The sequence below is a fragment of the Flagellimonas alvinocaridis genome, assembly GCF_965248585.1.
GTDB lineage: Bacteria > Bacteroidota > Bacteroidia > Flavobacteriales > Flavobacteriaceae > Flagellimonas > Flagellimonas alvinocaridis.
The window spans coordinates 3,018,384-3,034,518 of sequence record NZ_OZ252111.1 but is presented as its reverse complement, the minus strand read 5'-3'; the positions used below and the strand labels follow the sequence as shown (position 1 = coordinate 3,034,518).

At 42.2% G+C, this 16,135-nt stretch carries 14 protein-coding genes; all 14 read left to right on the top strand.

All coding sequences use genetic code 11. The annotated features are described in order from the left end of the window. The first annotated feature begins 14 nt into the window (after positions 1–14). The 14 genes from ruvA to ACP14V_RS13575 all read left to right on the top strand — a co-directional run bounded on the left by ruvA (position 15) and on the right by ACP14V_RS13575 (position 16,130). Positions 15–596: a Holliday junction branch migration protein RuvA gene (gene ruvA / locus ACP14V_RS13640; protein ID WP_272608573.1), complete on the top strand. Its 582-nt coding sequence runs from the start codon at positions 15–17 to the stop codon at positions 594–596. A 92-nt stretch (positions 597–688) separates the two neighbouring features. Further along, a complete protein-coding gene (sprA, locus tag ACP14V_RS13635; RefSeq protein ID WP_424988114.1) occupies positions 689–7,759 on the top strand; it encodes a cell surface protein SprA in 7,071 nt (2,356 codons plus the stop codon). Positions 7,760–7,865: 106 nt separating this feature from the next. Then, positions 7,866–8,246, top strand: a complete 381-nt coding sequence (gene gcvH / locus ACP14V_RS13630) for a glycine cleavage system protein GcvH (RefSeq protein ID WP_272608568.1) — start codon at positions 7,866–7,868, stop codon at positions 8,244–8,246. Next, a complete protein-coding gene (locus ACP14V_RS13625) occupies positions 8,239–8,646 on the top strand; it encodes a VanZ family protein (RefSeq protein WP_272608566.1) in 408 nt (135 codons plus the stop codon). The genes gcvH and ACP14V_RS13625 overlap by 8 nt, the downstream gene beginning before the upstream one ends. A gap of 52 nt (positions 8,647–8,698) precedes the next feature. Continuing rightward, positions 8,699–9,403 (top strand): energy transducer TonB, encoded by a 705-nt coding sequence (locus ACP14V_RS13620; protein ID WP_272608564.1) that lies wholly within the window; start codon positions 8,699–8,701, stop codon positions 9,401–9,403. A gap of 191 nt (positions 9,404–9,594) precedes the next feature. Further along, a complete protein-coding gene (gene cyoE, locus ACP14V_RS13615) occupies positions 9,595–10,494 on the top strand; it encodes a heme o synthase (protein WP_272608562.1) in 900 nt (299 codons plus the stop codon). 5 nt (positions 10,495–10,499) lie between these two features. Beyond that, positions 10,500–11,081, top strand: a complete 582-nt coding sequence (locus ACP14V_RS13610) for a cytochrome c oxidase subunit 3 (protein ID WP_272608560.1) — start codon at positions 10,500–10,502, stop codon at positions 11,079–11,081. Positions 11,082–11,173: 92 nt separating this feature from the next. Further along, positions 11,174–12,148, top strand: coding sequence for a cytochrome c oxidase subunit 3 (locus tag ACP14V_RS13605; RefSeq protein ID WP_136566724.1), 975 nt, complete (start codon positions 11,174–11,176; stop codon positions 12,146–12,148). Between the two features lie 56 nt (positions 12,149–12,204). Continuing rightward, positions 12,205–12,588: a cytochrome C oxidase subunit IV family protein gene (locus ACP14V_RS13600; protein ID WP_136566725.1), complete on the top strand. Its 384-nt coding sequence runs from the start codon at positions 12,205–12,207 to the stop codon at positions 12,586–12,588. Between the two features lie 70 nt (positions 12,589–12,658). Next, the gene (locus ACP14V_RS13595; RefSeq protein WP_272608557.1) at positions 12,659–13,291 is read left to right on the top strand and encodes a hypothetical protein; all 633 of its coding nucleotides are present in this window, start codon (positions 12,659–12,661) and stop codon (positions 13,289–13,291) included. Beyond that, positions 13,272–14,015 (top strand): SCO family protein, encoded by a 744-nt coding sequence (locus tag ACP14V_RS13590; RefSeq protein WP_272608555.1) that lies wholly within the window; start codon positions 13,272–13,274, stop codon positions 14,013–14,015. The genes ACP14V_RS13595 and ACP14V_RS13590 overlap by 20 nt, the downstream gene beginning before the upstream one ends. Next, the gene (locus ACP14V_RS13585; RefSeq protein ID WP_136566728.1) at positions 14,012–14,548 is read left to right on the top strand and encodes a DUF420 domain-containing protein; all 537 of its coding nucleotides are present in this window, start codon (positions 14,012–14,014) and stop codon (positions 14,546–14,548) included. The genes ACP14V_RS13590 and ACP14V_RS13585 overlap by 4 nt, the downstream gene beginning before the upstream one ends. Before the next feature lie 10 nt (positions 14,549–14,558). Beyond that, a complete protein-coding gene (locus tag ACP14V_RS13580) occupies positions 14,559–14,771 on the top strand; it encodes a hypothetical protein (protein ID WP_272608553.1) in 213 nt (70 codons plus the stop codon). A gap of 114 nt (positions 14,772–14,885) precedes the next feature. Further along, positions 14,886–16,130, top strand: a complete 1,245-nt coding sequence (locus ACP14V_RS13575; protein WP_272608551.1) for an ABC transporter permease — start codon at positions 14,886–14,888, stop codon at positions 16,128–16,130. Positions 16,131–16,135 lie beyond the last annotated feature (5 nt).

The following is a 16,135-nucleotide window of genomic DNA, read 5'->3' as shown; positions in this document are numbered from 1 at the left end:
CCAACATACCAAATATGATTACCTATTTAAGAGGAAAATTGGTAGAGAAGAACCCAACCTATGTAATTATTGAATGTAATGGCGTAGGATATTTTTTAAACATTTCGCTACATACATTTTCCTTATTGGGCGATGAGGAAAACATTCAGTTGTACACCCATCTTTTAATTAAAGAGGACTCTCATACTTTGTTTGGTTTTGTGGAACGATCGGAGCGTGAAATTTTCAGGTTATTGATTTCAGTTTCAGGCGTGGGTTCCAGTATTGCCAGAACCATGTTGTCCTCTCTTTCGCCCACAGAAGTCAGGGATGCCATTGCTAATGGGGATGTGCCTTCCATACAGGGTGTCAAGGGAATAGGGGCAAAGACGGCGCAACGCGTAATATTGGACCTTAAGGACAAAATTTTGAAAGTTTACGATATGGGAGAAGTTTCCCTTCCATCAAACAATACAAGCAAAGAAGAAGCGTTATCTGCTTTAGAGGTTCTTGGTTTCACCAGAAAACAATCTGAAAAGGTTGTGGACAAGGTGTTGTCCGGAGATCCTTCACTAAGCGTTGAGAACACTATTAAACAGGCGCTGAAAAATTTGTAACTAGTTTGAAAAGAGGGGCAAAACCAATACTTAAACCATCCAGCTTTAAGTACATTTTTGTATTGATCTGTTTTTTGGCCGTCACTTCCCTGATGGGGCAGGAGGAGACCAATGAACAGGTTCAGGATTCTGTGCAGACAGGGGTAGACCTTGGTCGACTCATATTGGAGAATCCTGACAGCATTATTGCCAAATACACCTACGACCCCCAAACCGATCGCTACATCTACACAGAAAGTATTGGTGATTTCAATATCAATTATCCTGTTATCCTTACCCCGGACCAGTACTACGAATTGGTTCGGAAAGAGCAGATGAGATCCTACTTCAAACAAAAGATTGATGCTTTTACCGGAAAAAAAGAGGGTAGTGAAGAGGCCCGAAAAAATTTGTTGCCCAACTTCTACGTGAACAGCAACTTTTTTGAATCTATTTTTGGGGGAAATACCATTGAGGTGATTCCCCAGGGTTCCGTGGCCATGGATTTAGGGGTGTTGTGGCAAAAAAACGACAATCCGGCACTGTCGCCCCGTAACCGTACCAACTTATCTTTTGATTTTGACCAACGTATCAGTTTAAGTTTGTTGGGTAAGGTTGGGGAACGTCTTCAAGTGACCGCCAATTACGATACTGAGGCAACTTTTGACTTTCAGAACCTGGTAAAGTTGGATTACACCCCAACTGAGGACGATATTCTTCGGAAAATTGAAATTGGTAATGTGAATATGCCCCTTAACAGTTCTTTGATCACTGGTGCACAGAGCCTTTTTGGGGTAAAGACCCAATTGCAATTTGGAAAGACAACAGTAACAGCGGTTTTTTCGGAACAACGCTCTCAGAACAATACCGTTGTGGCCCAAGGAGGAGGAACATTAAATGAGTTTGCGCTTACTGCCTTGGATTACGATGAGGACAAGCACTTTTTCTTGGCCCAATATTTTAGGGACAATTACGATAGGGCATTGCAAGATTATCCGTTTATCCGAAGCCAAGTCCAAATTACCCGATTGGAGGTCTGGGTCACCAACCGGAACCAGCAGACGTTGAACGTTAGGAACGTGGTCGCCATTCAGGATTTGGGAGAATCGGAATTAGGTAAGGATGGCAGGGAGAAAACACGGATAGGAATAGCTGGTGGTGCCCCGGCAGGATTTTTCAATAATTTGGGGAATGACGTGTATCCGCAAAACGGGGTCAATGATTTTGACCCTGCTTTAATTGGAAATGGAGGGGCCCTCACCCCATCCATACGTGACATTGCCACTGTGGAAGCTGGGTTCAATGTTCCAGGATATCAGGTCAACCAAGGATTTGACTACGCTATCTTGGAAAATGCCCGAAAATTGGAACAAGGAAGGGATTATCAGTTTAACTCGCAATTGGGATATATCTCCTTGAATCAACGTATAAGTAACGATGAGGTTTTAGGGGTGGCTTTTCAATACACCGTGAATGGTCAAGTCTATCAAGTAGGTGAATTTGCCAATGGTGGAGTGGATGCCACAACCGTTTCAGGAGGAGTGAATCCTATCATAGAAAATAATACTCTGATTCTAAAATTGTTGAAGAGCAACATCACCAATGTAGAGGACCCCATTTGGGATTTGATGATGAAGAATATTTATTCTACCGGAGCTTTTCAATTGGATCAAGAGGATTTTAAGCTCAACATTCTCTATTCAGACCCTACACCTCGAAACTACATTACCCCAATTAATCCAAATATTGGCTGGCCGGAAGGGCTGGAAGATCGTATTTTGATCAATGTATTCAATCTGGACCGATTAAATGTGTACAACGACATTCAACCTGGAGGGGATGGATTCTTTGACTACGTGCCAGGTATTACAGTTGACCCACAATCAGGACGCATCATCTTTACCAAGGTAGAGCCTTTTGGAGAATATCTCTTTGATGAACTGGGTGGTGGTACATACGATGTTGACAATGACCAAGGGTATAACGACAATCAAAAACGCTATGTGTTCCGTAACATGTATGCTAAGACCAAGGCAGCATCCTTGCAGGAGGCGGAAAAGAACCGTTTTCAAATAAAGGGACGCTACAAATCGCAAGGGAACAATGGTATTCCCATTGGAGCTTTTAACGTGCCCAGAGGTTCGGTACGGGTAACGGCAGGTGGTCGTCAGCTTCAGGAAGGAATAGACTATACGGTAAATTATCAAGCAGGTACGGTTCAAATTTTGGACCCTAGTTTGGCTGCATCCAATACACCCATTAATATCTCTGTTGAAAACAATGCCGTTTTCGGACAGCAGACCCGAAGATTTGCCGGGGTGAACGTGGAGCATCAATTCAATGAAAATTTTGTGTTGGGCGGAACATTGCTCAACCTAAATGAACGACCGCTTACACAAAAGTCCAACTATGGGGTGGAACCCGTGAACAATACGATTTTTGGACTGAACGGAAATTTCAGTACAGAGATTCCGTTCTTGACCCGATTGGCCAACAAATTGCCCAATATAGATACCGATGTGCCCTCCAACCTGTCGTTGCGTGGTGAAATTGCCTTCTTGAAGCCCAATTCACCCAAGAATGCAGATTTCCAGGGAGAAACCACGACCTATTTGGATGATTTTGAAGGAGCACAGGCTTTGATAGACATTCGTTCCTCTTTGGGATGGACGCTTGCAAGTCCGCCAGTCGAATTCATTCAGGATAGAACCGATATCGATGTGGGACATGAGCGTGCCAAGATGGCTTGGTATACGATAGATCCTATTTTTTACACCAATCAGAGACCGTCTGGGTTATCGGACAATGATATTTCCCTGAACTCTACTCGTAGGGTATTCATTGATGAAGTCTTTACCGAGACCGATATTGCCCAAGGGCAGACCCAGGTACAAAGTACCTTGGATATTGTATACTATCCCAATCAAAAAGGACCATACAATGCCAATCCAAGTTTTGAAACCGAACAACCAGAAGATAAGTGGGCGGGTATTATGCGTCCATTGAGCAGCACCAATTTTGAGCAATCCAATGTGGAGTTTGTCCAGTTTTGGGTGTTGGACCCTTATGTGGATGGCGAAACAGTTGGTTCCAATGTGGGTGAGCTTGTACTGAACTTAGGGAATATTTCGGAAGACATTCTCCGTGACGGCCGTAAACAATACGAAAATGGATTGCCGGCCAGCACCAATAACGAAGTGCCCAGACCTACTATTTGGGGGCAAGTTCCATCTACTCAATCTTTGGTGTATGCTTTTGATGCCGATGAGGGAAACCGAACCGCCCAGGATGTTGGTCTGGATGGTTTAGACGATGCTGCCGAACAGGCAATCTACAATGGTCCAGCCGAAGATCCTGCCTTGGACAACTATCAATATTATTTAAACCGCGATGGAAGTATATTGGAGCGCTATCTTGATTTCAACAATACGCAAGGGAACTCTCCAGTAGCTGTGACCAATACCAATAGAGGGTCTACCACCTTGCCCGATGTGGAGGATATTGATCGCGATTTGACCATGAATACGGTAAACAGTTATTATGAGTACCGAATCCAAATCAAGCCTAACACCACCATCAACGATAAATATGTTACGGATATTAGGGAAGGACAGACCCCAACGCTGCCCAATGGGACCCAATTGAACCGTAGATGGATACAATATAAAATTCCATTGAGTGATTTTACCGATGCGGTGGGAGGCATCACCGATTTTAGATCCATCAGTTTTATGCGGATGTATCTTACAGGCTTTTCGGACGATGTGGTCATGCGTTTTGCTACCTTGGACTTGGTCCGTGGCGATTGGCGTACCTATACCCGGTCCTTGCAACCTGAAGAGGTGGACAACGACCCATCCGATGACGGAACGGTAACCGACGTGAACACGGTCAATATTGAAGAAAACTTTGGTCGTCAACCTATTCCTTATGTATTGCCTCCAGGGGTAGTTAGAGAGCAGTTGAACAACAACAACACCATTATCCGCCAAAATGAGCAATCCTTATCCTTTGTAGTGGAGAATTTGGAATCTGAGGATTCCCGAGGCGTCTTTAAAAATGTAAATGTGGATGTACGCCAGTATGAACGTATAAAAATGTTCATGCACGCTGAGAAGATCATGAACGGGGATTATTCGGATAGTGATACCCCATTGGTAGGTTTCCTTCGGATTGGAACCGATTTTTCAGAAAACTTTTATCAGGTGGAACTCCCGTTGCAGTTTACACCTTTTAATGTAACCTCTGCTGAAGAGATTTGGCCCGATGTAAACCAAATAGACATCGCTCTGGACGATTTGAACAAGGTGAAATCAAAAGGGATAGCGGAACAGACCTTAGACCAAATCAATTATTATGAGATTGTGGATGGCGAAGCCATTCCGGTGGATGAGTTTGCGCCACGCACGTTGGGCAGGGTGCGGATTGGTATTCGCGGTAACCCATCTTTAGGAAGTATCCGAGGGATGATGGTAGGTATAAAGAATATTGACGACCTTCCAGCAAGGGGCGAGGTGTGGTTCAATGAACTGCGTCTTGTTGGTTTGGACAATAAAGGGGGCTGGGCCGCCATTGTGGCCATGGACGCCAATATGGCCGATTTTGCCAATATTTCCGTGACCGGGAGCAAGAGTACCTCCGGTTTTGGGTCCATAGACCAAATGCCCAATGAACGTTCCAGGGAAGATGCGGTTTCCTATGACATGGTCACCAATGTAAATGCCGGACAACTGTTGCCCAAAAAGTGGAACCTTCAAATCCCGTTCAATTATGGGATTTCAGAAACCTTGATTACCCCGGAGTTTGATCCCGTTTATGACGATTTAAAATTAGATGACCGTATCTCAGCGGCAGCTACGCCAGAGGATGCCGAGACCATACAGGAACAGGCAGAAGATTATACCAAGCGGACCAGTTTCAACTTGATCGGGGTTAGAAAAAATAGGGGAGAAGAAGCCGAAGAGAACTTTTTCGATATAGAAAATTTTACATTCAATTATTCCTATAACGAGACCAGCCACCGGGATTTTGAGATTGCAGACCTGAAAGATCAGAACGTGAATACGGGTTTTGTGTACAACCACAACTTTAAGCCAGCCCCAGTAGCGCCATTTGCCAAGAAGGATTCCCTGTTCACGGGAAGATATTGGAAATGGCTCAAGGATTTAAACCTGAATGTACTGCCCACCAGTATGTCTGTAAATGCCAATATCAACCGTGCATTTAACCAACAAAGGTTTAGGGATGTATTGGAACCTGGCGTGGATGCGTTGGAACTTCCCCTTTTGCAACAAAGAAACTATCTGTTCAATTGGCAGTATGCGCTTAACTATAGCATCACCAAGTCTTTACGGTTGAATTTAACGGCTTCCAATAACAATATTGTTCGGAACTATTTCAATGTGGATGATGATGCCGACTCTGGAATCAACGAAGCGTTGGATTTGTGGGATGGCTTTTTCGACATTGGGGAGCCCAATCGACATGCCCAACAGATGCAGCTGAATTATGAACTGCCTTTTAGTAAGTTCCCATTCTTGGATTTTATCAACGCCCAATACACCTACACCAGTAATTTTGATTGGCAACGGGGAGGGGATGCACTCAATGAGGTGGCCGGTCAGGATATCAATACTGTACAGAATGCCAGTACCCATAACCTAACAGGTAATCTCACCATGCAACGTTTCTACGATTTCTTGGGGTTGAAGAAACGTAGTGGCAAAGTAACCGCATCCCAAGCTGCTGTGCGCAGGGACAAGGCGGGCAATCCTGCCAACGACTCTGACGGGGACACACCAAAGAAAACAAGCAAAGGCTTCAATGCCATGGTCGATATTCTAACCATGGTGAAGCGCATCAATATTAATTACACCGAAAATAGGGGTAAAGTATTGCCTGGATATACCCAAAGTATTGGTTTTATAGGCACAGCTAGACCTTCCATTGGATTTGTGTTTGGTAGTCAGGCTGATGTGCGTTTTGAAGCAGCACGAAAAGGTTGGTTAACCACCTTTCAAGAGTTCAATTCCCAGTTCATGCAGAACTCCACCAAGCAATTGAACATTACCGCAACGGCCCAGCCCACACAAGATTTGACCATTGATATTACTGCGGACAGACAGATTTCAAATAGCTATCAAGAAACCTTTAGGATAAATGAACTTGGAGGAGGGCAGTTTGAATATGAAACCCTATTGGGCAATAATTACGGAAACTTCAGTATTTCTACCGTAATGATCGGTACGATATTCAGCAAGAGCGATGAATTTGATTCCGAAACTTTTGAACAGTTCAAACAGAATAGGATCACCATAGCCAATCGGTTGGTTTCCGATCGTGGCCAAACCCCGGGAACTTTGGATGATGACGGCTTCCCAGAGCGTTATGGCAAGACACAACAAGAAGTATTGCTCCCGGCTTTCTTTGCGGCATATACAGGACAGGATGTGAACCGGGTAAATTTGGATGCATTCCGACAGATACCCATTCCCAACTGGAACATCAAGTATACGGGATTGATGAAGAACCGTTGGTTTAGGAAGAAGTTCAAGCGTTTTTCTTTGAGTCATGGGTACCGTGCGGCCTATAGTATCAATTCCTTCCAGACCAATTTAACACGGGAACAATTGATTAACGACGGTGTGGACCCCGTAGATACCGAGACAGGGGATTTTCTGCCAGAAAACATCATCAACAATGTGGTTTTGACGGATCAGTTCAACCCTCTGATGCGGGTGGATTTTGAAATGCAGAATTCCTTTAGCTTTTTGGCCGAGGTACGTACAGATAGGACCCTTTCATTGAGTTTTGACAATAATCTGCTCACGGAGATCAATGGTAAGGAATATACTTTGGGACTGGGATATCGTTTTAAAGACGTACAAATGGTAACCAATATTGGTGGTGAACGCACCCGACTCAAAGGAGATCTAAACCTTAAGGCTGATTTATCCCTTAGGGATAATTTGACCATCATCCGTAATTTGGATATCGATAACAACCAGATTACTTCGGGTCAAAATCTGATGTCCATTAAGTTCACGGCAGATTATGCCTTGAGCAAGAACTTCAATGCACTTTTCTTTTACGACCATTCCTTCTCAAAATTTGCGGTTTCAACGGCTTTCCCACAGACTACGATCAATACAGGGTTTACACTGCGCTATAACTTTGGCAACTAGGATGGGGAAGAATGGCTAAATTCTTGAATTTTGTTGCAAGGATTGTTTGAAAACCTATTTACAATCTGTTACATTTGTCCATCGACTAATTCAAACATATAATACAATGAACATACCTTCAGAACTAAAGTATACCAAAGATCACGAATGGGTCAAAATAGATGGCGACATTGCAACCGTTGGGATTACGGATTTTGCCCAAAGTGAGTTGGGGGATATAGTGTATGTTGAAGTGGAGACCCTGGATGAGACCTTGGATAAGGATGAGGTTTTTGGCTCGGTTGAAGCGGTAAAAACTGTTTCGGACCTTTTCTTGCCGCTCAGTGGTGAAATTATTGAGTTTAATGAAGCCTTGGAAGATGAACCGGAAAAAGTAAACTCCGATCCATACGGGGAAGGGTGGATGATCAAAATAAAAATTGGAGATAGCTCTGAGGTAGACACACTTTTAAGCGCCGAAGATTACAAGGCATTGGTGGGTGCTTAAAAAGAATACCTATACCATATTGTTCATAAGCTGGGTGCTGATTATAACCGTACTCAGCTTATTTTCATTTTCAGAAGTGGATTTGGATACCGGAAAGCTGAATATTCCCTTTGCTGATAAAATTACCCATTTTATATTCTATTTGGTTTTTGGAATATTGGGATGTTTTTTTGTTAGGGAAAGGACAAATGGCCAGGCCGAATTGACAAAGACAAGCTGGTTTATGTTGGTTGGGGCAATAGCATACGGTATATTTATTGAAGTATTGCAATATACAATGACCACTGATAGAATGGCCGAATTTGGTGATGTTTTGGCAAATACTTTTGGGGCTTTTGTAGGAATTGGCCTAGTTAGATGGTATTTTTCCAAGGAAAGGCCGTTAAAATGGAAATTTTAATTGTTTATTTAACCAATTAATAATTAAATTAGCAAACACTAAAATTAAAAAGATGGAACTAAAAAAGAATCCAAAAGCCGACGTAGGAAGAAACAGCTCACTCTATTTTGTAGTAGGGTTGGCCGCTGTTTTGGGGTTGGTTTATGGCGCCATGGAGTGGAAAAAATATGACAAGACCAACGATTATGACATTTCAATGAACATTGAAGATCAGTTGGATGAGGAAGTTCCGATGACCGAACAGATTAAAACACCGCCACCACCGCCACCACCTGCCGCACCAGAGGTAATCGAGGTTGTTGAAGATGAGGAGGAAGTGGAAGAAACTGTTATTGAGTCCACTGAAACCAGTCAGGAAGAAGAAGTTGTTGAAATTGAAGAGGTTGAGGTTGAAGAGGTTGAAGAAGATATTTCGGTTCCATTTGCCGTAATTGAAGACGTGCCCGTTTTTCCAGGTTGTGAGAGCGCTAGTGATAAAAAGGCTTGTTTTCAGGAAAAGATGCAGGCACACATCCGTAAAAATTTCCGTTATCCAGAAATTGCCCAAGAAATGGGAGTTCAAGGTAGGGTGAATGTAATTTTCGTAATCCAAAAAGACGGAAGCATCGGTAACATTAGAATGCGTGGACCGGATAAAAACTTGGAAGCTGAAGCATTGCGTATTATTGAAAAACTGCCAAAGATGACCCCTGGAAAACAAAGAGGTAGGGCGGTAAAAGTTCCATTTAGTATTCCAATTACCTTTAAGCTACAGTAAAATATATATAGTTCCTACTGAGGTAGGAATAGAAAAAGCCCTGATGGTAAAACGTCAGGGCTTTTTTTCTTTGTAAAGGCCAAAAACTTGTTCTGAAAAAATGTATCCACTGGCCAAAAGAAGATAAAGGCCATCAATAGGTTGGAAAAGAACACATCTCACGTTATCTTTGCCAGCCAATTTAGTTGTGGATGAAATCTGCTGTAGGTTCCGTAAAAAATACTTCGCTTTCCGTGATTTTTTCTGATTTTAAGGAAATCACCAAGGCCAAACTGGCGATAAGCGTGGTTTTTTCATCCATTGCAGGATATTTTTTGGGTGCCTACGAAGTAGAGATTACTTCCATTTTGCTACTGACTTTTGGTGGATATTGCATGGTAGGGGCTTCCAACGCCTATAACCAAATCATTGAGAAAGATTTGGACGCCTTAATGAACCGCACCAAAAACCGTCCCATACCCTCAGGACGGATGTCGGTAAAAAACGCCTTGGCCACGGCCATAATATTAACGGTTCTGGGTGTAGTGGCCTTGTTTGCCCTCAGTCCAAAAACTGCTATGTTCGGTGCCATTTCAATTTTCTTGTACACCAGTGTCTACACACCGCTAAAAACCAAAACACCCTTATCGGTTTTTGTTGGGGCTTTTCCGGGAGCCATCCCTTTTATGCTAGGGTGGGTTGCTGCCACGGATGACTTTGGGATAGAGCCGGGAACGTTGTTCATGATACAGTTTTTCTGGCAATTTCCACATTTCTGGGCGTTGGGTTGGATGTTGGATGAAGACTACAAAAAAGCTGGATTTAAAATGCTGCCCACAGGAAAGAAGGATAAGGGTACTGCATTGCAGATAATATTGTACACAATTTGGATGATTGTCATATCCATTGTGCCCGTTTTTGGATTTACAGGGAGGTTAACTCTTTCCATTCCCGCTGCGGTAATCGTTTTGATTGCGGGATTGGTCATGCTATTTTTTGCCTTTAAGCTTTACGATAAACGGGACAATCCCACGGCAAGGAAGTTGATGCTGGCAAGCGTTACCTATATATCATTGATTCAAGTTGTATACGTAATTGATAAGTTTATTTAAAGAAGATGGATTTAAGCCAAGGAACAGCAGTTGAAAAAAACAGAAGGGCAAAGAAAATGATGCTCTGGTTCGGAATAGTGAGTTTGATCATGGGTTTTGCCGGATGGACCAGTGCCTACATTGTAAGTAGTAAGCGGGAGGATTGGATTAGTGATTTAGAGCTTCCGCAAGCTTTTTTTGTGAGTACTGCAATAATCATATTGAGTAGTATTACCTACCTGATGGCAAAGAAAGTGGTTCAAAAGGATAACCGAAAAATGGGTACTATTTGTTTGTTGGCCACACTGGTCCTGGGAGTGGCATTTATTATCTTACAATTTAAAGGATTCTCACAAATGCTGGAACATGGCTATTATTTTACAGGTCCAACCAGTAGTATAAAAATGTCCTATGTGTTTTTGATTGCCGCAGTACATATTGTCCATGTGGTGGCAGGTCTTATTTCTCTACTGGTGGTTTTGGTGCAACAGTTACGGGGAAAATATAGCCCAGAAAATATGTTGGGATTGGAATTGGGTGCCACATTTTGGCATTTCTTGGATTTTCTTTGGGTGTATTTAATACTATTTATGTATTTCGTGAAATAAATTTTGATTGAAGCAGTTTTCATTCAACTTTATCTTTTCGAATACATCAAAAGGTGTAAATTTGTGAAAGTTTTATTAAAGCGACTTTTTTTATGGATGCAACGGTGACTACCGGTACAGAAGAAAGCGTTTGGGGAGGTGGAAATCAACCCCTCGGCGCTAGCTATGGAAAAATGATGATGTGGTTCTTTATTGTCTCTGATGCCTTGACCTTTTCTGGGTTCTTGGTGTCTTACGGCTTTTCAAGGTTTAAGTTCATAGAAACTTGGCCCATTGCCGATGAGGTATTTACCCACGTACCCTTCTTCCACGGGAACTATCCCATGTACTATGTGGCTTTTATGACCTTTATTTTGATCATGTCCTCTGTAACGATGGTACTTGCTGTGGATGCCGGTCATAAGATGATTCAGAAAAAGGTTGTTCTTTACATGTTCCTTACCATTATTGGAGGAGCCATTTTCGTTGGTTCACAGGCTTGGGAGTGGGCAACTTTCATCAAAGGGGACCATGGTGCTTTGGAGACTAAAGGAGGTAGAATCCTTCAATTTGTAAATGCGGAGACAGGAGAGAGGGCTTCCTTGGCCGATTTCTCCAAGACCCTGCCCGAGGAAAGGGTGAAACACGAGAGTAGTCAAGGAGTATGGTTCGAGAAAGAGGGATACAAAACCTCATTCTCATTGAATGAAGTAGTGGAAGGATTTAAAGCCACACCAAATATTCTTATCCGTACGGAGACCATCAATGACGAAGGACATAAAACGGTATTGACAAGGGAAGAATCCTTGGCCAAACTAAAGGATGCCGTAATGGTGGTGGAAGGCGCAAACCTTATCCATAATGAATATGGTAGCCGATTGTTTGCCGATTTCTTCTTCTTTATTACAGGATTCCACGGATTCCACGTATTTTCTGGAGTGGTGATCAACGTTATCATTTTCTTTAATGTCATATTGGGAACCTATGAGCGTAGAGGACATTATGAAATGGTAGAGAAAGTTGGATTGTACTGGCACTTTGTAGATTTGGTGTGGGTATTTGTATTTACATTCTTTTATTTGGTTTAAAATTGGATTCGTTTTCCATCAAAGTGGAAAGCAATAATCATACAGTATAAAATAGCATGGCACACGAACACAAACTTGAGATATTTAGAGGAACATTGAAGTTCAAATCCAACGTCCAAAAGATTTGGGGCGTCCTTATTTTCCTTTCCATAGTAACGGCAGTGGAAGTTGCCTTGGGTATTACCAAGCCAAGAGTACTGACCCATAACTTCTTTTTGGGCATGAAACTCCTTAACTGGATATTCATTATCCTTACCTTGGTGAAGGCGTATTACATTGCATGGGATTTTATGCACTTGCGAGATGAGAAAACAGCCTTGAGAAGGTCTATCGTTTGGACTCCCATATTCTTGGTCTGCTATTTGATATTCATCCTGCTGTTTGAAGCGGATTACATCTACAATGTGTACAAGGATGGATTCATGGCATGGAATTTCTAGAAAAGTATTTAACAACTATAAAAGACGGTTTTTCAACCGTCTTTTTTATTTTTGTAAGGTTTAGTTCGGTATGAAAAAGACGTTCGTTTTAGCGATATTATTTGTTTTTCCACTAGTGGCATATCTGTTTTTTGCTTCAGGAGTCAATAACTTTGGCAAACTGCCGGTCCTCACTGAACGTGTGCCTGATGTGTCCAGTTTACAAAGTGATGTCAGCTTGGATGGAAAAATTACCATTCTTGGCTTTTTGGGAAATCAGATTGACCAAAAAAAGGGCAACGCATTCAACCTTAACCAAAAAATCTATAAGCGTTTCGGCGATTTCAATGACTTTCAGATGATCATGGTGGTAGAGGAAGGGCATAAGGAAGATGCTGAGCGCTTAAAAAGTGAACTAGGGGAACTTTCCAATGCAGATAGATGGCACTTTGCCTACGGGAAAGAAGATGAGATAAAATCATTTTTCAACCAGCTTAAAACTGATGTGTCCTTGGATGGTGATTTATCAACCCCATACGTTTTTATTATCGACAAAGATCGTAACCTTCGGGGAAGAAAGGATGATGAGGATGAAGGTGTGAAATATGGATTTAACACCACCTCGGTAGCAGAGTTGAACAACAAAATGGAAGATGATGTCAAGATTATCTTGGCCGAATATCGATTAGCACTAAAGAACAAAGATGCCAACAGGAGCAAATAGCAAGAAGAAATACACCTATGTTTGGGTATCCGCAATCATTCTAATTTTTGGAATTTTTGCAGTATATGAAATCACAAAGAGACTTAAGGAAGGGACCGTTGTGGAGAATGATCGTATGAACATGGGATTTCAACAAAAGCAGGTAGGTTTTATCTTGAATAATGGGAAAAAAAGAAGGGTGCCCTCTTTTTCATTTCTAAACCAAGATAGTATTGTAGTTACAGACAAAGATTATTTGGGCAAAGTGTATGTGGTGGAATTTTTCTTTACCACTTGTCCTACCATATGCCCTGTAATGACTAAAAATCTGGTTTCGCTGCAAAACACTTTTAAGAATGATAAGGACTTTGGAGTCGCTTCCTTTACCATCAATCCAAGATACGATACACCGTCCGTACTTAAGAGTTATGCCAAGAAATATGATATTGTTGATGCAGATTGGCATTTATTGACGGGTGACAAGGATAAAATCTATGGTTTGGCGCAAGAAGGATTTTATATCGTGGCCAATGAAACGGAAGATGCCCCTGGAGGGTTTGAGCACTCGGGAATGTTCGCTTTGGTCGACAAAAATGGGTATATTCGTTCGCGCCAAGATGAACACGGAAACCCTTTGATTTATTACAGGGGAACCGTTACCGAAAAACAAGGGGTAAATGCAGAGGGTGAGCCCCAACAGATTACCATATTGAAAGAGGATATTAAAAAATTGTTGGCAGAATGATCGACGAAGTTTCTATTAAAGAAAAGCGGTTCAATAAATGGATTACCGTAATATCAGTGGCCATACCTTTGGTTGTGGCATTATTGTTTGGTTACAAGTTACCCAATGCGGAACCACTGTCCTTTCTGCCGCCTATCTATGCCACAATAAATGCGTTGACGGCTATTTTGTTGATAACCGCCGTAGTTGCCATTAAAAATGGACGAAGAGGGCTCCATCAGAAATTAATGACCACTTGTATCTTCTTGTCAGCCCTGTTCCTTGTGATGTACGTGGCATACCATATGACATCGGAGAGTACCATTTATGGTGGCGAAGGATACATCAAGTATGTCTATTACTTTATTTTGTTTACCCATATTGTACTTTCCATAGCGGTTATACCTTTGGTTCTGATTACCTATTCCAAAGTGTACTTAGATGATTTTGAAAGCCACAGACTTTGGGCCAAATACACCTTTCCCATTTGGTTGTACGTAGCTGTTACCGGGGTGATTGTTTATATCATGATTTCACCTTACTATCAAACCTAGAATGCCCAATATGAAAACAAAGTTTTTTTTGCTGTTGATTTTGTTGATGATGGCGCCGACTTTGGCAGAAGCCCAATGTGCCATGTGCCGTGCAGTGGTTGAAAGTGAGGTTGATGGAAAAACTGCAGAGGGAATCAATAATGGGATAGTGTACCTCATGGCATTTCCTTATCTCTTGGTGGCCGGTTTAGGCTACTTTGTCTACAGAAAAATGCGTGGATGAACACTTTTGGGAAAAGATTTGCTGTTTTTTCCTTCCAAAGTGTAACAATTTGTCATTCAGGTTATCCTATAGTAGGTATATTCAAGTACTTCATCAATCAAAAAAGGGGAACCTATGTTCGATATTGAAAGGTGGCAAGAAATATTTGACACCATCCGAAAGAACAAACTGCGTACTTTTTTAACTGGGCTCTCCGTTGCTTCCGGAATTTTTATTCTCGTTATTTTATTGGGTTTTGGTCAAGGAATGCAAAATGGGATAGAACGTGAGTTCAAACAGGATGCTTCTACCAGTGTTTGGGCATGGCCCGGGGTTACTTCAAAAGAATACAAAGGGCTTAATCCAGGAAGAAGAATACAATTTGTCAACGAAAACTTCAACAAGGCTGAATCACTCTTCAAGGATGCTATTGAATATAAGTCCGCTCGGATATTTGTACAGGGCGTCAGTGCAAATTATGGAAAGGAAGCTTTGATTTATGGCATTCAAGGAGTGTCTTCCGACTTTCAATTTATTGAAAACACCAAAATGGTGGAGGGAAGATTCATCAATTATCAAGATGAGGTTTCCACGGGTAAAGTGGCCGTGATTGGAAGAAAGATAAAAAAAGATGTTTTTAATGAGGTGGAGTCCCCTATAGGTGAATTTATAGATATATCAGGCATACCATTCAAAATCATCGGGGTTTTCAGTGAAATGGAAGACCGTGAAGAAGAACGTATCTATATTCCCATAACCACAGCGCAAAGAGTGTTCAATGGGGGAAATAGGGTCAACAACTTGTCCTTTACACTTCCGCCAGTGGAGAATTTTGATGAAGCCGTGCAACAAGCAATCACTTTCAAAGATGGGTTGCGTACATATCTCCAGCAGGCCCATACGGTAGCACCGGACGATAATGGAGCCATGGAAGTCTGGAGTGCCATGGAAGAAGCAAAACGCTATTATGGTCTCACAGGCAACATTAAAATCTTTTTTTGGTTTGTAGGGGTCTGCACCATAATAGCGGGAGTGGTTGGTGTGAGCAACATTATGCTCATAGTGGTACGGGAAAGAACCCGTGAGATTGGCATACGAAAGGCATTGGGGGCCAAGCCATGGTCAATTATAGGGATGATCTTGCATGAATCCATTTTTGTAACGGCCATTTCGGGCTTTGCAGGGCTCATTTTCAGCATGGGACTTTTAGAATTGGTGGGTCCCAATGTTGAGGTGGATTACGTGGTAAACCCATCCGTAAATTTTAATGTGGCACTTTCCACTGTACTTGTATTGATATTGGCTGGGACCTTGGCAGGCTTTGTCCCTGCTTGGAGGGCAGCAAAGGTGCAGGTCATAGAGTCGCTTCGTGATGAATAAACGCG